We start from the raw sequence: 18368 nt of genomic DNA on the forward strand, positions 1-18368 counted from the left end.
AGATTGGTGAAAAAGGCATGGATGCACACCAGCAGAGGCCCTAGATGTACGGCATGAAAGCATTGTTCCTCAGCGCCAGCGCGCTTAGCCTCCTCGCATTTTCCGCTTGCGGCGGTCCGCAGGAGGACGTTCCCGACCCAGCCATCCCCGAGCAGGCGGGCAGTGCGGGCCTCGATGCCGCCAAGGACGCCATACTCGCCAAGGCGGAAAGCGGAGACGGCCCACAGATCGGCGACAGAATCCCTGATCCGGCGCCTGCAGCTGAACCTTCAGGGAGCGAAAGCTCGATAGCGCAGGCTGGCGCGGAAGAGAAAGCGAAGGCTGACGCTGTTGCTGCACGCGGTGTTACTGAAATCGGCTGGGAAGAGCTGATGCCGGAAGGCGAAGAAGAGCGGCTCGCGGAAATGTACCAGGCTCAGATGGCCATGCTGTACTCAGGGTCTGGCGTTGCCGAAGGGTCGGCCGCCGACCAGGCCATCCAGATCGGGACCTTCAACACCGTCAAGGAACTCGACGGGATGAAAGTCCGGCTGCCAGGCTACACCGTGCCGTTCGAATACGGCAAGGACGCCAATATCCGTGAATTCCTGCTGGTGCCGTATTATGGTGCCTGCCTTCACGCGCCGCCGCCACCGCCGAACCAGACCGTCTTTGTGAAGGCTGAAAAAGAGATCAAGCTCAAGGATCTCTCCCAGGCGGTGTGGATCGAGGGCACGCTGCGAACCCAGACGCAGACGTCAGATCTGGCCGATGCGGCCTACACGATCGAGATGACGAACTGGGAAGTCTACGAATACTAGAGGGGGCGCTCATCGCCCTGTTGCCGGCTGATAGGTCGACAACAAAAAAGGGCGGTGTCTGATCAGACGCCGCCCCGGACGCAACTAACTCTACTGGAGAGCCTTGTCGCGTAGATTGGTTAAGAGATTACGACTGCTTCGCCAGCAGGTTGCGGATTTCTTCAAGCAGGACTTCCTGACGCGGCGGTGCTGGCGGTTCAGCCGGAGCTTCCTCTTCTTTCGCCATCATCCGGTTCATGCCTTTGATGATCAGGAACATCACGAATGCAACAATGATGAAGGAAATGAGAGCGGCAATAAAGTTGCCGAGCTCGATAATGGCAGCTTCCTTGACGACTTCGCCGTTTTCGACAACAGCCGGAACAATTGTGTACTTGATGGCCGAAAGGTCGACGCCGCCCATGATCGGTGCCAGCACTGGCAGAAACACGCCTTGGATGAAAGCGGTGACAACGGTCGCGAATGCGCCGCCCATTACGAAGCCGACGGCCATGTCGACGAGGTTGCCCTTCATGGCAAACTCTTTGAATTCCTTGAACATGTAACCCCTCCTGTATCGTACGGCCCTGACCGACCGCGCAGGAACAATCCGGTGCTTCTTACCTGTGGTCAATATGCAACACGCACAGGTGCTGTGATAGCTCTAGATGAGAGTGAGTGTGGAATCAGCGGGCTTCGGGATCGATACCGCCATTGACGCGGGCGCGTAGCTCCTTGCCGGGGCGGAAGAACGGGACCGCCTTGGCCTCGACCATGACCTTCTCACCCGTGCGGGGATTGCGGCCGACGCGGGGCTTGCGCTCCCGCACTGAAAAGGCTCCGAACCCCCTCAGTTCAACACGGTCGCCATTGGCCAGAGCTTCTGCAATCTCATCAAGAATAACCGCGACGATCTTCTCAAGATCGTCGTGTTTGAGATGAGCGTACTCAAGCGCCAGGCGGGAGATGAGTTCCGATCTAAGCATAGCTTTGAATGTAAACGAAATTTGGGGCGAAAACCAGTGTCTTCGCCCCAAATAGAGTCTTGAATTTTTGTAATTTTCTACTTCGCGCAGAAAAAGAGGCGTTTATTCGCCGTCATCGTCCTTCTTGGCGGTCGATTTCTTTGCGGCGGGTTTCTTGGCAGCAGCCTTCTTCGCAGGAGCCTTTTCTTCGGCTTCCTCAGCGTCGTCAGCCGCCGCTTCGGCCTCGTCAGCAGGCTTGGCTTTCGTGGCGGCCTTTTTCGCTTTCGGCTTCTCGTCGGCCTCGGCCGCTTCGCCAGTTGCGAGGGCTGCACCCAGGATATCGCCGAGCGATGCACCGCTGTCCGCAGAACCGTACTGCTTCACAGCTTCCTGTTCTTCGGAGATTTCCAGCGCCTTGATCGACACCGAAACGCGGCGCGACTTGGTGTCGAGCTGGGTCACTTTTGCGTCGACCTTGTCACCGACAGAGAAACGCTCAGGGCGCTGCTCGGAGCGGTCACGCGAGAGGTCCGAACGGCGGATGAAGGCCGTCATGGCCGGCTCGCCGAAGGAAACTTCGATACCGCCAGAGGTGACTTCAGTGACCGTACAGGTGACGACTTCGCCGCGGCGAAGCGCCATGTCGGACATCGGGTCGCCAGCAAGCTGCTTGATGCCGAGCGAGATGCGCTCCTTCTCGGTGTCGACGTCGAGCACTTTTGCGCGGACAACGTCGCCCTTGTTGAAGTTGGCAATCGCCTGCTCACCCGGGACGTCCCAGGCGATGTCGTTGATGTGCACCATGCCGTCGAGCTCTGGTCCAAGACCGATGAACAGGCCGAACTCGGTGATACCGCGAACTTCGCCTTCGACTTCGGTGCCGGCCGGATGCTCTGCCATGAAGGCGGACCATGGATTATCCTGGGTCTGCTTCAGGCCGAGCGAGATGCGGCGCTTGTCGGAGTCCACGTCGAGAACCTCGACAGTGACTTCCTGCGACGTCGACACGATCTTGCCGGGATGGACGTTCTTCTTGGTCCAGCTCATTTCAGAGACGTGGATCAGGCCTTCAACGCCGTCTTCCAGCTCAACGAAGGCACCATAATCGGTGATGTTCGTGACCTGGCCGGTAAGGCGCGTGCCAACCATATACTTGCTCTCGACGCCTTCCCAGGGATCGGACTCGAGTTGCTTCATGCCGAGCGAGATGCGCTGGGTGTCCTGATTGATCTTGATGATCTGGACTTTCACCGTGTCGCCAACATTGACGACCTGGCTTGGGTGGTTGATGCGCTTCCAGCTCATGTCGGTGACGTGCAGCAGGCCATCAATGCCGCCCAGGTCAACGAATGCACCGTAATCGGTGATGTTCTTGACGACGCCTTCGCGGGTATCGCCTTCATTCATTGCATCGACGATCTCGGCGCGCTGTTCGGCACGGCTCTCTTCGAGGATCGCACGGCGCGAGACAACGATGTTGCCGCGAGCGCGGTCGAGCTTGAGGATCTGGAACGGCTGCACTTCGCCCATGAGCGGGCCAACGTCGCGGACCGGACGGATATCGACCTGGGAGCCGGGAAGGAAGGCATTGACGCCGCCGAGATCGACGGTGAAGCCGCCTTTGACACGGCCAGAGATCGCGCCTTTGACCGGCTCGTCCTTGTTGTAGCTGTCCTCGAGCTTGATCCAGCTTTCTTCGCGGCGAGCCTTGTCGCGCGAGAGAACCGCTTCGCCCATCAGGTTTTCGATACGGTCGAGATAGACTTCGACAATATCGCCGGCCTTCGGCTTTTCGTCCTCGAGAAGGAATTCTTTCATTGGCACGCGGCCTTCGACCTTCAGGCCGACGTCCAGCGTGAGGAAGTCACCGGACACGCCGATGACAGTTGCAGGGACCACGCGGCCTTCCTGCAGGGTGGAAGCACCCGTCGATTCTTCGAACATTGCTGCGAAGTCGTCGGTGCTCGGGTTCATGGTTTCAGTTGACATTTTTACTCCAGATGGCTGACGGACGCAGGTTCATACGCCAAGCGGGATTGCCGGCGTTCATACGCTGTCAGGTAAGATCGGAATGGGCAGAGGCTGGCCTTGGGATTTGAAGCTGTACGCCTCAGAGCCTGCTACTCGTTTCGGGCCATGACTTCTTCGATCACGGCACGTGCCTTATCCACAGCCGCGTCTATAGTCAGATCAGTCGTATCGATCAAGACCGCATCTGCGGCCTTTTTCATCGGTGCGTCCTTGCGATTGGCGTCGCGTTCATCGCGTTCGCGCAACTGCTGCGTCAGGTCTTCAAGCGTGATGGCGTCGCCCGCCTTCCGAAGTTCAAGATGGCGGCGCTTGGCACGCACCTCCACATCGGCATCGATCCACAGTTTCACATCGGCATCCGGACAGACGACGGTGCCAATGTCTCTCCCGTCGAGGACAGCGCCGAGTTTCTGGTTCGCAAAGTCGCGTTGTAGCTGCAGGAGCGCGGTGCGGACGTCGGGCAGGGCCGCCACTTTCGAGGCCGCCACACCAGCCTCCGCGGTGCGCAATTCGGCCTCTTCAAAGTCGTTGAGATCCAGCGAAGAAGCCACAGCCGCAACCAGTTCGCCGTCGGCGAGATCAATGCGCTCCTTGATCGCCGCCACGCCGGTCGCCCGGTAAAGACGGCCGGTATCCATATAAGGCAGGCCGAACCAGGCAGCGATGCGCCGCGCAATCGTGCCCTTGCCGGAGGCGAGCGTTCCATCAATCGCGATAATCATGGCACCGGGTGATGGTCGAACGCCCTTGCGCCGTCAAGCATCTCCTGCCACTGGCAAGGGCAGGCGGTGTTGAGGAGGGCAGGAACATGGACGGAATTTGCGCTGAGCGCGTCTGGGTATGCGAAGCCATGCGCCGCATCCAGGCAGACTTCAATCGCTCCGCCGACACACATCTCATAAAGGTCGACCTTCCGGGTTTCCGGGACCAAACCCTGTATCTGAAGGATGAATCGATCCACCCATCGGGCAGCCTGAAACATCGCCTGGCCCGCTCCCTCTATCTCTATGGTCTCTGCAACGGCAAGATTGGCCCGGACACGGCAATTGTCGAAAGCTCGTCCGGGTCGACGGCGGTGTCGGAAGCCTATTTCGCCAAGATCCTCGGCCTGCGTTTCATTGCTGTCGTCCCTAAAGGCACCGCACAGAGCAAGCTCGACCAGATCCGCTTCTATGGCGGTGAAACCCGCGCTGTCGAAGCCGCAGACATCTACAGCGAAGCCGAACGTATCGCTGGCGAACTTGGCGGCCATTACATGGATCAGTTCACCTATGCCGAACGCGCCACCGACTGGCGCGGCAACAACAATATTGCCGAGAGCCTGTTCGCGCAGCTGGAACTGGAAGAGCACAGCCTGCCGGACTGGGTGGTGATGAGCGCCGGTACGGGCGGCACGTCTGCAACGATCGGGCGCTATATCCGCTATCGCGGTGACCTTTCGGCCAGGACCAGGCTCTGCGTTGCCGACCCTGAAAACTCGGTCTTCTATGATCACTTCATCTCGCGCGATCCGTCCCTGCGCATCACGGCTCGTTCGCGCATTGAGGGCATCGGCCGCCCACGGGTTGAAGCCTCCTTCCAGCCGCAAGTCATCGACCGGATGGTGCAGGTGCCGGATGCCGCCTCGATTGCGACGATCCACTGGCTTGAAGGCATTCTCGGCCGCAAGTGCGGCGGCTCGACGGGCACCAATGTCTGGGCAGCCCTGCACCTGATGGACGACATGCGCTCGGCCGGCAGAAGTGGAAGCGTCGCGACCCTGATCTGTGATGGCGGTGAACGCTATCTCGACACCTATTACGATGCCGGCTGGCTGCAGGCTCAGGAGCTGGTCCTGGAGCCCAGCCTTGAGAAAATCAGGGAACTGACCGCTTAGAGCTATTTCTGACTTTTCATCAGGCTGGCGTCTTGACCTGGTCAGCATATTCGCCTGCCACGAATGCCTCGGCGAGCTTGAAGCGCTGGATCTTGCCTGAGCCGGTCAGCGGCCACTCATCGACCCAGATCCAGTAGGCTGGCGTTTTCTGCGGCGACAGGCGTTCGCGGATGAAGGCTTTCAACTCGGCATTTGACGGTTTGGTCTTGCCCGGTCCGCGCATGAAGCAGGCGACCTGTTCGCCCCATTTCTCATCCGGGACGCCGACGATTGCGATCTCCGAGATGGAAATATGCTCCAGCAGGGCATTCTCGATTTCGGCAGGAAAGAGGTTCTCGCCGCCGCGGATGATCATTTCCTTCACGCGTCCTGTAATCTTCACATAGCCGCGTTTGTCCATCCGCCCGAGATCACCGGTGTGAAGCCAGCCTTTTTCATCGATCGTGGCTGCAGTGGCGTCCGGATTGTCATTATAGCCCAGCATCAGCTGGTAGCCGCGCGCGCAGATTTCGCCCTGCTCCCCGATCGCCACCACCTCATTGGTATCCGGACTGCGGATCGAGATTTCGGTAAAGGCGGCCGGCTGACCGATCGTTTCGGTGAGGTCTTCCAGCGTGTCATCATACCAGGCCTGGGTGAGGACCGGGGAGGTCTCCGTCTGGCCATAGACGATCTGGATCGGGGCGCCGAAGACGGCCTTTGCCTTGCGGCAAAGCTCTGGCGGGACCATGGAGCCACCAGACATGATCCGCTCAGTCGAGGTGACGTCTGCGCCGGTCTTGTGAACGGCCTCGATCAGCGCCACCAGCATGGTCGGCACGCCAAGGATGAATTTGGTCTTTTCCCGTTCGATCACTTTCACGATCATGTCCGGGTCAAACATCGGTGCGAGCAGCATTTCCATGCCAAGGCCAAGACCGCCCAGCACGAGGATGGCGCAGCCTGTCGTATGGAAAAGCGGCATGTTGTGAACGAAGGCCATGCCCGGCTCGCCGCCCGCGCGCTTCATCGTCTCGATGCCGTTCAGCACCAGGCCGTGATGGTGCAGCAGGGCCCCTTTTGGAAACCCGGTTGTGCCGGACGTATACTGGATCTGTACCGGGTCATGTGGGGCCGGGTGGCGCAGCTCTCCCTCTTCTTCTCCGGCGAGCAGTGCCTTGTAATCATTGAGCAGGATGCGGTGCTTGATGGCCGGAATTTCATCGCAGACGGTATCCGCGATCTCCTGCATCGGATTGCCGCGAAACTCCTTCACATAGTAGATCGCCTCTGAGCGCGACTGTTCGAGGACAAATTTCAGCTCTCGCTTCTGATAGGCGGGGTTCACCGTGACGAGCGTCACACCGGCCATGGCGCAGGCGATCTCCAGCAAGACCCATTCGGGAACATTGTTCGCGTAGACGGCAACGCGAGCGCCCTCTGCATGGCGAGATGTCAGGGCCCGGGCGAGGCGTTCGCAGTCACTGACAAGTTCGCCATAGGTCCAGCTTCGCAGGATTTCGCCGTCATAGCCAAGCTCGCGCATCGCGACCTGGTCTGGGGCGCGCCGTGCCGAGGCGTGCACCATGTCCCCAATTGTCATGGGAGCCGGTTCTTTGCCGCCCTGAGCCGCAAAGTGCGACTCCATCAACTCTACCTTGTACATTCCCGTGCGCCTCCCAACGCATCCATGGAAGTTTTGCAGAGCATAGCATTTGTGGTCGAAAAGCGGGAGGGCAGATGCCTATAGCGCGAATGGGCGAGCGCTCAGCCCTAAAGATATGGCCGCCCCCTTTCAGGCGCGGCCATAGCGTAGCAGCTGCAGAGAAGAGGCAGCGAAGGCTTACTCCCCGGTCTCCTCGCTCGCCGCCTGTTCTGTTTCAAATGCTGCGAGAGCAGCCTCCAGGCCGTCGACATAGGCCGCCCCGTCCAGAACCTGGATGGTCGAGCCTTCAAAAGCGGACCCGAAAGATTCTGCGCGCCCGCCAAGGCATTCAGACAGGAAGCCTTCCATCACCGAATAAAAGGCAAGGCGGTTCTCAGGCCGGGCGAAGCCGTGGCCCTCATCGGGGAAGTTCACATAGGTCACCGGAAGGCCCTTTTCCTTCATGCTGGCGACGAGCTGGTCGGATTCCAGCTTGGTCACGCGCGGGTCATTCTCGCCCTGACCGACCAGCAAGGGCACGGAGATGTCATCGATCCGCGAAATGGCCGAGCGGTTGAGCATGTCTTCGCGTTCTTCCGGCACCGATGGGTCGCCCACATATTTGAACCAGGAGCCTTCCAGGATCGGCTTCCAGTATTCCGGGAAGCTCTCGATCAGTGTCGCAAGGCTGGAAGGGCCGACAATGTCGACGCCGCAGGTGAAGGTGTCTGGTGTGAATGAGACACCGATCAACGTCGCATACCCACCATAGGAGCCGCCCGCGATGGCAATCTTCTCCGGATCGGCAATCTCTTCCTCAACGGTCCAGTTCACGGCATCGATCAGATCGTCATGCATCTTGCCGGCAAACTCGCCCACAGCGGCATTGACGAAATTCTTCCCGAAGCCGGTTGAACCGCGATAGTTGACGGACAGGACCGCATAGCCGCGATTGGCGAGCCACTGGTGCCAGGAATTATAGCCATAGGAGTCGCGCGCCCACGGGCCGCCATGCACGTTGAGCACCATCGGGACAGGCTCTTCGGGGCGTCCATCTCCATCCGCATCCGCGCCCGGCGGAAGGGTCAGATAGGAGACAAGCGCCAGTCCGTCGCGTGACGTGATCTCTACGGGGTGCATTGGCTGCAGTGGCGCGTCTGCAAGGCCTGGCCGCGTCTTGAACATCTCGGTCAGCGTCTTCGCCTTACGGTCGTACATATAGTACACGCCCGGTGCGACGGCCGACTCTGAATAGACCACCATACGCGAGAGATCGTCAGTCGCAGACAGGATCTCGATGTCGCCGTCGAGCTCGCCCTGAAGGAAAGCAAGGTCGGCTGCGGCCTCATCGGTCAGGGCTTCCCACTCGGCGCGCAGATATTCCGATGCATAGGCAAGTGGCTCATAGGTCACCGGATGCAGCATCGCGTCGCTGATGTCGGCCTTGTCATTCTCGGCGATCACGGTGGCTTCGCCGGTCGTCGTATCGATGCTGACGAGTGCCGCCGTATCGCGGCCACGGCTATCGACGGCATAAAACGCATCATTGGCACCATTGAACCCGACAGGGTTGGTTGTCAGGAAGTCCTCGGCTGGGATCGAGACCAGCTCATTGCCTTCAAGGTCGACAATGGATGCGCCGCCGCCCGGCGTCTGCATGAAGCCGAAGCGCGGGGTCAGCGAATTGTCGACAAGCCAGCCGGCATAACCTGGATTTTCGGCTGCAAGCTCCATCTCGCCGGTTGCGACGTCGACGAGGTAGAGATCGAAGAGCTGCGGATTGCGGTCATTGATGCCGATGAGCAGCTTGCCCGGTTCATTGCGGGACACGCCCTGGATGACAGCACGGGTGCCGTCCTCGACTGGGGTAAGGTCACGCACCTCCCCTGTCGCAACGTCGGAGGCGTAGACGTGGAAATTCTCGTCTCCGCCCTTGTCCTGCGTGTAATAGATATAGTCCGAGCCCGGAGACCAGAAGTGGCTGCTTATGCCGCGATAGGTGTCATTGGTGACCGGCTTTGCCGCATCGGGGTCGCTTGCAGGCGCGACCCAGACATTGTTGACGCCGTCCACCGGCGCGATCCAGCTCAGATACTGGCCATCAGGGCTGATCCGGCCCTGCGTCTTCTCAGCATTCCCAAAGATCGCGGCCCGTTCGATGAGCGCGAAGTCTTCGATGCTCTGCACAGCCGGTACGGCCTCGGCTTCAGTCGCCGCTGCAGTCGTCCCGGCATCGAGGGGTGCGGTTGTCGTCTCTGGTGTCGCACAGGCGGCCAAAGCCGTCAGGGCCACGCCACCAATTAACAGGTTTCTCATTTTCGTCCTCCCAAGCAATATTATCGAATATCGATATTCTCCTGCTACGGGAAATACAAGCCCTATTAGAAAAGAATCTGTGAGGCAGGCCCGTTCAGGCGTTCCGGATATCTGCGCCGAGCGAAGCCATATGGGCCATGAAATCGGGATAGGACGTCGCGATCATTGCTGCATCATCAATGGACACCGGCTTCTGGCTTGCTGTCCCCATGATGAGCGCGCTCATCGCAATGCGGTGATCATGGTGCGTCTCGACTAGGCCGCCGCCTGGCGGCGGGCCGCCGCAGCCCTGGACGGTGAAGCCATCCTCATGCTCTTCAACCTCGACGCCGTTGACCCTCAGCATGGCGACGACCGCTGCGATCCGGTCGCTTTCCTTGACGCGCAGCTCATGCGCGCCGGAAACGCGCGTCTCACCTTCGGCAAAGGCGGCGAGCACGGCGAGTATCGGAAACTCGTCGATCATGGCAGGCACGAGGTCAGTGGGAATGGCACGGCCCTTGAGGCCGCTGCCCACGGCCTGCATGTCGATGAGGCGTTCGCCTGCGGCATCGCCCAGCTCTTCCGCGCCAATGTCAGCGCCCATCATGGCCGCTGCCCGGAAGAAGCCATCGCGGGTCTCGTTCGACATCACGCCTTCCACCATCACCCCACCTGCCGGTGAAATCAGCCCCGCCGCGATCAGGAAGGCTGCCGATGACGGGTCTCCGGGGATTTGCGTATCGACCGCCTGCAGGGTCTGGCCGCCCTCTATGGAGACCACCGAACGAGTGCCATCGGCGTTCACGACATCAAGATCGACCCCGAACCCGCGAAGCATCTTTTCGGTATGGTCGCGCGTCGGGCGATGTTCGGTAACGCGGGTCGTGCCCTGCGCGTTGAGCCCGGCCAGAAGAACGCAGGATTTGACCTGGGCGGAGGCGTGCTCTGGCACATAGTCAATCGGGTTCAGGGACGCCGATCCGTGCAGGGTGAGCGGCAGCATGCCCCGGCCATCATGGTCGAAGCGCGCGCCCATCTGTTCAAGCGGTTTGATCACCCGGTTCATCGGCCGCCTGGAAAGACTGGCATCCCCCACAAGCCGTGCCTCGAGGGGGTAGCCGGCCATCAGGCCGAGCATCAGCCGCGATCCAGTGCCGGAATTCCCGAAGTCGAGGGCGGATGCCGGCGAGGTCAGACCGGCCTTGCCAACCCCTTTTACGGTCCAGCGTCCGCCACCCTTCTGCTCGGTCTCTGCGCCCAGCGCAGCCATGGCTTTCGCCGTATTGATAACGTCCTCGCCTTCGAGCAGGCCGGAAATGTCGGACGTGCCTTCTGCAATGCCTGCAAACATCAGGGCGCGATGCGAACAGGACTTGTCTCCCGGCGCGCGGATGGCACCCTGTAGCTTGCTTACGGGGAACGATGTCCAAGCCAATTGAATTTCCTCTGCTAAAGCACGTGAAAAGCGCTTTGACAGCGGCGAGGGTTTCTGGCAAGCGCCCCCGCAACAAAACATTCAGGTTTGGAGACCCACGACATGGCCGATTCCGATCTTGGCACCAAACAGATCTGCCCGAGCTGCGAGGCAAAGTTCTACGATCTCAACAAGCGCCCGGCAGTCTGCCCGAAGTGCAAGACCGAATTCGACCCGGAAGACGATGAGATCCGCTCCACCAGCGCCAAGCTGAAGGCGAAGCGAGCGAAGTCGGCCGTTCCAAAAGATGAGGACGAAGACGACCTCGAAGAGGAAGAGAACAAGCGCAAGAAGAAGAAAGCCGCCAAGTCCGATCTCGAAGACGACGATGATGACATCGACGATGATGACGAGACCGATGACGAGGATGAAGACGAGGATGACGATGAAACCTCGCGCGAACTTGGAGCCGATGCCGACGAGGTTGTGCTCGAAGGTGGAGACGATGAGGACGATGAGGAAGCAGCGCCCGGAAAGGTGCCGAGCGGCTTCACCGAAGAAGGTCTCGACGACGATGATGACGACGATGTCGACCTGGACGATGACGAGGATGATTTCGACCTGGACGCCGATATCGATCTAGATGACGATCTCGACCTGGACGACGATGACGATGACCTCGAAGGCGATGACGAAGAAGACGATGACGAGGATGAAGACAAGAAAGGCTGATAAAGAGACTTGATCAGACGGTCAGGACTTTATATCTCACGCCTTCCCTGAAGATGGGGCCTTAGCTCAGCTGGGAGAGCGCTTGCATGGCATGCAAGAGGTCAGCGGTTCGATCCCGCTAGGCTCCACCATTCATTCGGGGTTCGCCTTCGGCGAAAAATTTGATCCAGTGGATCAAATTTACCGAATGAATGCCCCGGCAGGGGCTTTTTCGAGATTCCCCGCTACATTTCGTTTTGCGATGGATTTGGCTCAAGGCTGTCCGGGTTGCGCTTCGCGCAAAAAATCAGTCCGGTGGACTGATTTTACCGAATGAATACCCCGGCAGCAGCCTTTCGACCCAGGCACCGAAGTCACAGAGGTTCGCCGGAACCCCTCGTGTCGCGCGCCCGTTGATCTCCTGACAAGGAGACAATCATGACCCACACGCTGACCCTGCAATCCATCGAATCCGTGACGCCGGATGTTTTCCGCCTGCGTTTCGACAAGCCGGACGGCCTCGGCGTGGAGCCGGGGCAGGCTGTTGACCTTGCCCTCGACCGTGACGGCTGGCGCGGTGAGAAACGCCCGTTCACGCCAACCAGCCTTCCTTCGGACGGCTATCTGGAATTTACCATCAAATCCTATCCGGACCATGATGGCGTGACTGAACAGATCCCGACCCTGAAGCCCGGAGACCGGGTTCTCGTCGATGATCCTTGGGGCGCCATCCAGGATGAAGGCAGGGGCTGGTTCATCGCAGGCGGGGCAGGGGTCACACCTTTCATTGCCATTCTGCGTGAACGTCTCGAAGCGAAAGGTACGCTGGAGGGGTGCGAGCTCATCTTCTCCAACTCGACAGAGGCCGACATCATCAATCGGCAGGAATTCGAGACCATGCCCGGGCTCAAGACCTGGTTCACCGTCAGCGACGAAGCATCAGCCGGTGTTCATACCGGCCAGATCGACAAGGAGTTTCTCGAGAACCGCATCACGCCTGGAAAAGGCAAATGTTATGTCTGTGGCCCCGAACCCATGATCGATGACATTGTGGCAACCCTGAAAACGCTCGGCGTTCCTGAGGACGACATCATTGTCGAGGACCTGGACTAGCGCTCGCGGCCTGCCAAAAATGAACACTTGTTCACCCGAAAGGCCTTTTAGCCGCCAAATGCCCAATTATGGCCGCTTCAAAGGCTTGAACCGGTCCCTTTCGGCCCCCAGATTCCAAGGTGACACGAGACCCGGCGGTAAGAGGAGCTGCCGCTTACGGGGCTTCTGCCGGGATGGAGTGTCGTGGTCCTGTCTTTGAAAGGAAGGAGCAAGCCATGACGACAGAACTTCATCACCAGGCTGCAAAGCTGTTCTTGGCGAAAGACCTCGTCTATGTCCGCCGTATTGCGGAAGACGAACTCGCCGAGCTCACGCCGGAAGCGCTCGACGCGGTTGGCGATACTGACTCGCTCTTCGTCCTCGCAAACGGTGACGGCCTGCAGCTCGCAATCATTGAGGGCCGAGATGCTGCCTTTGCAGCCGCCCGCGCCCACGAAATGCGCCCCGTCAGCGTGCACTAGCCACGCCCGGAGCCAGAGATTGAAAGAAACGGAAAGCCCGGCAGGGATGCCGGGCTTTCTGCTACCAGAACTGAAAGACGAAATAGTCGAGAAAATATGCAACGACTATCGCCGGAATGGTTATGTATGCGAGAACGAGTGCGCTCAGGACCAATAAGATGAGCAGGTTGCGAGCGAACTTGCCGGGCCAGACCCAGTAGGGCACATAGCGGGGAAGCGTCCACCGGTCGGGGGGAGACTCCGGCACAATGGCGCTGACAATGCACGCCCCGGCGACTGTGAACGCCAGTGTCAGGAAGATGACATCTAGGGAGAATGTCGCAAGAAATGCGATCAGTCCGACAAACCAGACGGCGAGCAAGAAGACAAACATTGCAAGCGCGACCTCTGATCCCCAGCCCGCTTGTATTCGTTATAGGCGGATCGGCATCCAACCGCGCTTGATCCGTACCTACAGGATCGCCGGAATGACCCGGTCTGGTGGCCTGTGTCCGTCGGCGAAGGTCTTGATGTTGATGATGACCTTTTCGCCCATCTCTATCCGGCCTTCGACCGTGGCCGAGCCCATGTGCGGCAGCAGGATCACATTTGGCAGGCCAATCAGCTCCGGGTTCACGAGCGGTTCGCGCTCGAACACGTCGAGACCAGCGCCTGCGATCTTCCCGGCTTTCAGTGCGCGGGCAAGGGCCGCTTCATCGATCACTTCCCCACGGGCCGTGTTCACAATGTAGGCGTCTTTCCTGATCAGCTCCAGGCGGCGCGCGCTGAGCAGGTGGAAGGTCGCTGGCGTATGCGGACAATTGACTGAGATGATGTCCATCCGGGCCAGCATCTGGTCGAGGCTTTCCCAATAGGTCGCGCCAAGCTCTTCGGTCACCTGCCGGTTGACCGGTTTGCGGTTGTGATAATGGATCTGCAGACCGAATGCCTTTGCACGGCGAGCAACCGCCTGGCCAATGCGACCCATGCCGATGATGCCGAGACGCTTGCCGGAGAGACGACGTCCCAGCATCCAGGTCGGCGCCCAGCCATCGAACTTGCCAGCTTCCAGCAGCTGGATACCTTCATGCAGGCGGCGCGGAACACCAAGGATAAGCGCCATGGTGACGTCCGCTGTGTCATCAGTGAGGACACCCGGCGTATTGGTGACGGTGATGCCGCGCTGCACCGCGCTCTCAATGTCGAGATTGTCGACGCCCGCTCCGAACTGGGCGATGTGGCGCAGCTGTGGCCCGGCCTGCGCCAGCAGTCGGCCATCAATCCGGTCTGTCACGGTCGGAACGAGGACATCGGCGCGTTTGACCGAATCGATCATCTGGGCATCGGAGAAGGGCACGTCGGTTTCATTGAGCTCAGTGTCAAAAAGCTCCTTCAGCCTGATCTCGACGGGGTCGGGCAGGCGCCGCGTAACAATTACCTTCAGCCGCTCTGCGGTCATTCATCCATCCCTTTAGTTGTTGCCAAATCGAATAGCAGAGCATTCCCGCTACGCCAATGCGCGCTTTACGCGCGATTCACCCGTTCAGGTGAAACTGTCGTCATGAAACGGTTTGCCTGTTTATTCGGTTCGGTCTGCCTTATCCTGAGCGGACCACAATATGCAACTGCTTCGGCTGAACCCGAAGCGGTAAAGATCAGCCAGTTCTCGGGAAAACCGGTGCCGCGCTTCGAGTCGCTTCGCTATACGGCGGTGCATGGTCGCAAGGGACCGTCCACGGACCATGAGATCGTCTGGCGCTATGAGCGCCAGGGCCTGCCGGTCCTGGTGGTCAAGGAAACGCGCAACTGGCGCCAGGTCCGCGATGCTGATGGCGACGAGACCTGGGTGCAGGCGCGCATGCTGACCGAAACGCGCCATGTGGTGATGCTTGAGAAGACCATTCTCCGCAAACGGCCCAATGAGCTGTCGCGGGGCGTTGCCTCGATTCAGGAAGGCGTTGTTGCCGAGCTTGAACGCTGCGAGGAAGGCTGGTGCCGCCTCAAGGCGGAGAAATTCAAGGGCTGGGCTCCGAAACAGGCTCTTTGGGGCATCGAGACGCGGACCGGCGGCCTCTAGTCCCGCATTCATGCAGGCCTGCTGACCAGCTTGTTTGCTTGACAAGCCAGATCAAGGCAGGCTCATGCGCACATTCCGATTCCGGTAACAGCTTCAGGACTACAAAAATGAGCGGACCGCACGATTTTCACACGCCCAAGTCTTCCTATACGCGCGAAGACCTCCTCACCTCCGGGCAGGGCCAGCTTTTCGGGCCCGGTAATGCGCAACTGCCGGTGCCGCCGATGCTGATGATGGACCGGATCACCGAGATCACGCTTGATGGCGGTGCGTTCGGCAAGGGCAGTGTCATTGGCGAGTATGACATCAACCCCGAGCTCTGGTTCTTCCAGTGCCATTTTCCGGGCGATCCCGTCATGCCGGGCTGCCTTGGTCTTGATGCAATGTGGCAGGCGGTCGGCTACTGGCTCGGCTGGTCCGGGTCGCCCGGCAAGGGCCGCGCCCTCGGCGTCGGCGAAGTCAAGTTCACGGGCGAAATCACGCCCGACAAGAAGCTCGTCAAATACGTGATCGACATGAAGCGCGTGCGCCGTGGCAAGCTCAATCTCGGCATTGCGGATGGCCGTGTCTATGTTGATGGTGAACATGTCTATACCGCCCTCGACATGAAGGTTGGCCTGAAAAACATCCTGGACCCGAAGGGTTGATGCTCCGGCCGGCCTGATCCGGCACGGCGCTGCTCACTCGCTCAAACCGCGAAACCGCACTCGCCACCCCCGGCTTGCGATGGGGCAAGATGAGGGAGGGGAGAAGAGGGTGACGAGGCGGTCAGGCAGGATGATGGAATTCGTCTGTCAACAGACGTCTTCACAGGAAGGATGCATGAACAGGCCAGACCGTTCCATTTTTTTTGGCGTTTAATCGGAAAGCGTCATCTGCTTGACCTTATGCCCGCCCGCGCCTAGCCCCTTCAGGAACAGGAAAATTGATTCAAAGAGGGTCATCATGGCTGACGATTGGAACATGCCGGCAGGCGAACTTATGAAGGGCAAGCGCGGCATCGTCATGGGCGTTGCCAATCAGAACTCGATTGCCTGGGGCATTTCCAAACAGCTCGCGGCACAGGGCGCGGAAATCGCCTTCACCTATCAGGGCGAAACGCTCGAGCGCCGGGTCCGCCCACTGGTCGAGTCAATCGGCATGGACACGATGATCCCGGCTGACGTCACCGATGATGCCTCGATGGATGCTGCCTTCGCCGCCATCAAGGAAAAGTGGGGGAAGATCGACTTCCTCGTCCACTCCATCGCCTTTGCCGGCAAGGACGAGCTCATGGGCTCCATGGTGGCCAACACCTCCCGCGAGGGGTTCCGCCGCGCGATGGACATCTCGGTCTATTCCTTCATCGACAGCGCACGCCGTGCTTCAGAAATCATGCCGGATGGCGGTGCGATCATCTGCATGACCTATCTCGGCGCTGAGCGCGTCGTGCCATCCTACAATGTCATGGGCGTCGCCAAGGCCGCCCTCGAGGCTGCAACGCGCTACGCCGCACGCGACCTCGGTACGCAGGGTATCCGCGTCAACGCGATTTCCGCCGGCGCCATGCGCACGCTCTCGCTTGCCGGCATTCGTGGCGGCAAGTCGTTGATGGGCACCGGCCGCGACTGGTCCCTCCTCAAGGAGGACACCAAGATGGAAGGCGTCGCCGGCGCTGCCCTCTACCTCCTCTCCGACATCGGCCAGTCAATCGCAGGCGAGGTCATCCATGTCGATGCGGGCTTCCACGTGGTCGGCGTTCCGGACATGCCGGAGGAGTAGAAGAATTGGCTTACTGCCGACGTTTTACGTGGGTCGCGGCGGGCCTGCTTTCCGCATGTGTAACGGCGTTTGAGCCTGCCGCCACGAGAGGTGAGGTCGAGTTCGAGGCGCTGGCACCAGACGTCTGGATGCATACCAGTTACGAAACGTTTCCGAGTGGGGCACGTGTACTGTCGCATGGCCTCGTTATCGTACGCGGTGACCACAGCGTGCTCGTCGATTCCGGCTGGAATGATGCCCAGACCGCTGACATTCTCGACTGGGCTGAACTGGAGCTTCGCAAACCGGTCCAGACGGCCATTTTTACGCATGCGCACGCGGACAAGATGGGCGGTGTCGACACAGTCCGCGCGCGGGGCATAGCGACCTATGCAAGTGCGCTCACGAATGCGCTAGCGCCAGAAGAAGGCGTGAGGCCCGCCGAATACGCCTTGGACCTGCCGGATGCTGGAGATCGAGTTACTCTGGAAGGACTCGACATATTCTATCCGGGCGGGGGGCATTCGCGCGACAACATCACCGTCTATCATCCAGATAGCCGCATCCTGTTCGGCGGGTGCCTCATCCGTCCCGGTGAGACTGAATCGCTCGGCAATACCGCCGACGCAGACCTTAGCCATTGGGCAGACGCGGCGCGCCTTTTGAAGTCCGAATACCCTGATTCAAGCCAGGTCGTTCCGAGCCACGGTGCGCCTGGCTCGATTGACCTGCTCTCGCACACCGAGAAACTAGCAGACCCGGCCAATCCATGAACGTGCGCACCGCCTCCTGCCGCTGCGGCCAGCTGACAGTAACATGCGAGGGCGAGCCGGTGCGCGTTTCGGTCTGCCATTGCTTTGCCTGTCAGAAGCGCTCGGGCAGTGCCTTTGCCGTTCAGGCGCGCTGGCCGGACGAACGCGTTGAAATCGAAGGCGCTGCAAAGACCTGGCAGCGTTCCACCGACAGCGGCAATCTCGTCACCTATCGCTTCTGTCCCACTTGCGGCTCGACCATGGCTTACACGATTGATGGCTGGCCGGGTGCAACAGCCGTGCCGGTCGGCAACTTCACAGATCTTGATTTTCCGGCGCCGAAGCATTCGGTCTGGGAGAACCGCAAGCATCACTGGGTCGACATCCTCGGGGAGGATGTCGATCGGCCGACCGAGGCCAGCATCCAGTGCAAGCCCGGGCTGAACCTGCGCCGCAAGAAGGATTGAAGGCGCGGCCTCGCGACAGGGCTTGCGCAAACGCTTCACCTGTCCCAATCTCCCGGCTCCAACGGAGTGTTGATGACACGC

Annotated in this window: 19 protein-coding genes and 1 tRNA gene; 11 read left to right on the plus strand and 9 right to left on the minus strand. The window is 59.9% G+C overall.

Annotated features, from left to right (window positions below; translation table 11 throughout):
• Nucleotides 1-53 precede the first annotated feature (53 nt).
• Complete coding sequence (locus tag B8746_RS06380; protein WP_084393154.1) at nt 54-800, plus strand: DUF3299 domain-containing protein; 747 nt, start codon at nt 54-56, stop codon at nt 798-800.
• A 127-nt stretch (nt 801-927) separates the two neighbouring features.
• Here the strand turns inward: B8746_RS06380 and mscL are convergent, their stop codons facing one another.
• From mscL to cmk, 4 genes are all read right to left on the minus strand, one after another.
• Entirely contained in the window at nt 928-1341 is a 414-nt protein-coding gene (mscL, locus tag B8746_RS06385) for a large conductance mechanosensitive channel protein MscL (RefSeq protein WP_084392636.1), read from the minus strand.
• Nucleotides 1342-1465: 124 nt separating this feature from the next.
• Entirely contained in the window at nt 1466-1765 is a 300-nt protein-coding gene (locus B8746_RS06390; protein WP_084392638.1) for an integration host factor subunit beta, read from the minus strand.
• A 102-nt stretch (nt 1766-1867) separates the two neighbouring features.
• The gene (gene rpsA / locus B8746_RS06395) at nt 1868-3733 is read right to left on the minus strand and encodes a 30S ribosomal protein S1 (protein WP_084392641.1); all 1866 of its coding nucleotides are present in this window, start codon (nt 3731-3733) and stop codon (nt 1868-1870) included.
• Nucleotides 3734-3864: 131 nt separating this feature from the next.
• Nucleotides 3865-4497: a (d)CMP kinase gene (gene cmk, locus B8746_RS06400; protein WP_084392643.1), complete on the minus strand. Its 633-nt coding sequence runs from the start codon at nt 4495-4497 to the stop codon at nt 3865-3867.
• A gap of 86 nt (nt 4498-4583) precedes the next feature.
• On the opposite strand from cmk, the gene B8746_RS06405 reads away from it, so the two are divergent.
• Nucleotides 4584-5651, plus strand: coding sequence for a PLP-dependent cysteine synthase family protein (locus B8746_RS06405; protein ID WP_188657428.1), 1068 nt, complete (start codon nt 4584-4586; stop codon nt 5649-5651).
• Nucleotides 5652-5670: 19 nt separating this feature from the next.
• On the opposite strand, the gene B8746_RS06410 is transcribed toward B8746_RS06405, so the two are convergent.
• From B8746_RS06410 to aroA, 3 genes are all read right to left on the minus strand, one after another.
• The gene (locus tag B8746_RS06410) at nt 5671-7233 is read right to left on the minus strand and encodes a class I adenylate-forming enzyme family protein (RefSeq protein WP_233123987.1); all 1563 of its coding nucleotides are present in this window, start codon (nt 7231-7233) and stop codon (nt 5671-5673) included.
• A gap of 240 nt (nt 7234-7473) precedes the next feature.
• Nucleotides 7474-9591 (minus strand): S9 family peptidase, encoded by a 2118-nt coding sequence (locus B8746_RS06415; protein WP_084392648.1) that lies wholly within the window; start codon nt 9589-9591, stop codon nt 7474-7476.
• A 94-nt stretch (nt 9592-9685) separates the two neighbouring features.
• Nucleotides 9686-11008 (minus strand): 3-phosphoshikimate 1-carboxyvinyltransferase, encoded by a 1323-nt coding sequence (gene aroA, locus B8746_RS06420; protein WP_198943703.1) that lies wholly within the window; start codon nt 11006-11008, stop codon nt 9686-9688.
• Between the two features lie 102 nt (nt 11009-11110).
• Here aroA and B8746_RS06425 point away from each other — a divergent pair, with 102 nt between their 5' ends.
• The 4 genes from B8746_RS06425 (at nt 11111) to B8746_RS06440 (ending at nt 13272) form a co-directional block, all read left to right on the plus strand.
• Entirely contained in the window at nt 11111-11719 is a 609-nt protein-coding gene (locus B8746_RS06425; RefSeq protein WP_084392653.1) for a TIGR02300 family protein, read from the plus strand.
• Nucleotides 11720-11774: 55 nt separating this feature from the next.
• Nucleotides 11775-11850: transfer RNA gene (locus tag B8746_RS06430), tRNA-Ala, on the plus strand.
• Between the two features lie 286 nt (nt 11851-12136).
• Nucleotides 12137-12811 (plus strand): FAD-binding oxidoreductase, encoded by a 675-nt coding sequence (locus B8746_RS06435; RefSeq protein ID WP_084392655.1) that lies wholly within the window; start codon nt 12137-12139, stop codon nt 12809-12811.
• A gap of 215 nt (nt 12812-13026) precedes the next feature.
• Nucleotides 13027-13272 (plus strand): DUF1150 family protein, encoded by a 246-nt coding sequence (locus tag B8746_RS06440; protein WP_095380831.1) that lies wholly within the window; start codon nt 13027-13029, stop codon nt 13270-13272.
• A gap of 61 nt (nt 13273-13333) precedes the next feature.
• Here B8746_RS06440 and B8746_RS06445 read toward each other — a convergent pair whose 3' ends face one another.
• Both B8746_RS06445 and B8746_RS06450 read right to left on the minus strand, forming a co-directional pair.
• Entirely contained in the window at nt 13334-13645 is a 312-nt protein-coding gene (locus tag B8746_RS06445) for a hypothetical protein (RefSeq protein ID WP_084392660.1), read from the minus strand.
• Between the two features lie 78 nt (nt 13646-13723).
• Nucleotides 13724-14710 carry a 2-hydroxyacid dehydrogenase gene (locus B8746_RS06450; RefSeq protein WP_084392662.1) on the minus strand — a complete coding sequence of 329 codons (987 nt, stop codon included), beginning with the start codon at nt 14708-14710 and terminating at the stop codon, nt 13724-13726.
• A gap of 102 nt (nt 14711-14812) precedes the next feature.
• Between B8746_RS06450 and B8746_RS06455 the strand changes: the two genes are divergently transcribed.
• The 5 genes from B8746_RS06455 (at nt 14813) to B8746_RS06475 (ending at nt 18287) form a co-directional block, all read left to right on the plus strand.
• The gene (locus B8746_RS06455; protein ID WP_084392665.1) at nt 14813-15328 is read left to right on the plus strand and encodes an SH3 domain-containing protein; all 516 of its coding nucleotides are present in this window, start codon (nt 14813-14815) and stop codon (nt 15326-15328) included.
• Between the two features lie 107 nt (nt 15329-15435).
• Nucleotides 15436-15975, plus strand: a complete 540-nt coding sequence (gene fabA, locus B8746_RS06460; protein ID WP_084392667.1) for a bifunctional 3-hydroxydecanoyl-ACP dehydratase/trans-2-decenoyl-ACP isomerase — start codon at nt 15436-15438, stop codon at nt 15973-15975.
• Between the two features lie 298 nt (nt 15976-16273).
• Nucleotides 16274-17089, plus strand: coding sequence for an enoyl-ACP reductase FabI (locus tag B8746_RS06465; protein WP_084392670.1), 816 nt, complete (start codon nt 16274-16276; stop codon nt 17087-17089).
• A 5-nt stretch (nt 17090-17094) separates the two neighbouring features.
• The gene (gene bla, locus B8746_RS06470) at nt 17095-17841 is read left to right on the plus strand and encodes a subclass B1 metallo-beta-lactamase (RefSeq protein WP_084392672.1); all 747 of its coding nucleotides are present in this window, start codon (nt 17095-17097) and stop codon (nt 17839-17841) included.
• On the plus strand, nt 17838-18287 hold the full coding sequence (locus B8746_RS06475; protein WP_084392674.1) for a GFA family protein: 450 nt from the start codon (nt 17838-17840) through the stop codon (nt 18285-18287). Before bla ends, B8746_RS06475 begins: the two co-directional genes overlap by 4 nt.
• Nucleotides 18288-18368 lie beyond the last annotated feature (81 nt).

It is taken from the genome of Henriciella pelagia (assembly GCF_002088945.1).
GTDB lineage: Bacteria > Pseudomonadota > Alphaproteobacteria > Caulobacterales > Hyphomonadaceae > Henriciella > Henriciella pelagia.

Coding starts and splice junctions, on each gene's coding strand:
- B8746_RS06450 (WP_084392662.1), bottom strand. CDS start 14,710: ATGACCGCAGAGCGGCTGAAGGTAATTGTTACGCGGCGCCTGCCCGAC.
- B8746_RS06455 (WP_084392665.1), top strand. CDS start 14,813: ATGAAACGGTTTGCCTGTTTATTCGGTTCGGTCTGCCTTATCCTGAGC.
- B8746_RS06410 (WP_233123987.1), bottom strand. CDS start 7,233: ATGACAATTGGGGACATGGTGCACGCCTCGGCACGGCGCGCCCCAGAC.
- B8746_RS06440 (WP_095380831.1), top strand. CDS start 13,027: ATGACGACAGAACTTCATCACCAGGCTGCAAAGCTGTTCTTGGCGAAA.
- B8746_RS06475 (WP_084392674.1), top strand. CDS start 17,838: ATGAACGTGCGCACCGCCTCCTGCCGCTGCGGCCAGCTGACAGTAACA.
- cmk (WP_084392643.1), bottom strand. CDS start 4,497: ATGATTATCGCGATTGATGGAACGCTCGCCTCCGGCAAGGGCACGATT.
- mscL (WP_084392636.1), bottom strand. CDS start 1,341: ATGTTCAAGGAATTCAAAGAGTTTGCCATGAAGGGCAACCTCGTCGAC.
- B8746_RS06425 (WP_084392653.1), top strand. CDS start 11,111: ATGGCCGATTCCGATCTTGGCACCAAACAGATCTGCCCGAGCTGCGAG.
- B8746_RS06405 (WP_188657428.1), top strand. CDS start 4,584: ATGGACGGAATTTGCGCTGAGCGCGTCTGGGTATGCGAAGCCATGCGC.
- B8746_RS06435 (WP_084392655.1), top strand. CDS start 12,137: ATGACCCACACGCTGACCCTGCAATCCATCGAATCCGTGACGCCGGAT.
- B8746_RS06445 (WP_084392660.1), bottom strand. CDS start 13,645: ATGTTTGTCTTCTTGCTCGCCGTCTGGTTTGTCGGACTGATCGCATTT.
- B8746_RS06415 (WP_084392648.1), bottom strand. CDS start 9,591: ATGAGAAACCTGTTAATTGGTGGCGTGGCCCTGACGGCTTTGGCCGCC.
- rpsA (WP_084392641.1), bottom strand. CDS start 3,733: ATGTCAACTGAAACCATGAACCCGAGCACCGACGACTTCGCAGCAATG.
- fabA (WP_084392667.1), top strand. CDS start 15,436: ATGAGCGGACCGCACGATTTTCACACGCCCAAGTCTTCCTATACGCGC.
- B8746_RS06390 (WP_084392638.1), bottom strand. CDS start 1,765: ATGCTTAGATCGGAACTCATCTCCCGCCTGGCGCTTGAGTACGCTCAT.
- B8746_RS06380 (WP_084393154.1), top strand. CDS start 54: ATGAAAGCATTGTTCCTCAGCGCCAGCGCGCTTAGCCTCCTCGCATTT.
- B8746_RS06465 (WP_084392670.1), top strand. CDS start 16,274: ATGGCTGACGATTGGAACATGCCGGCAGGCGAACTTATGAAGGGCAAG.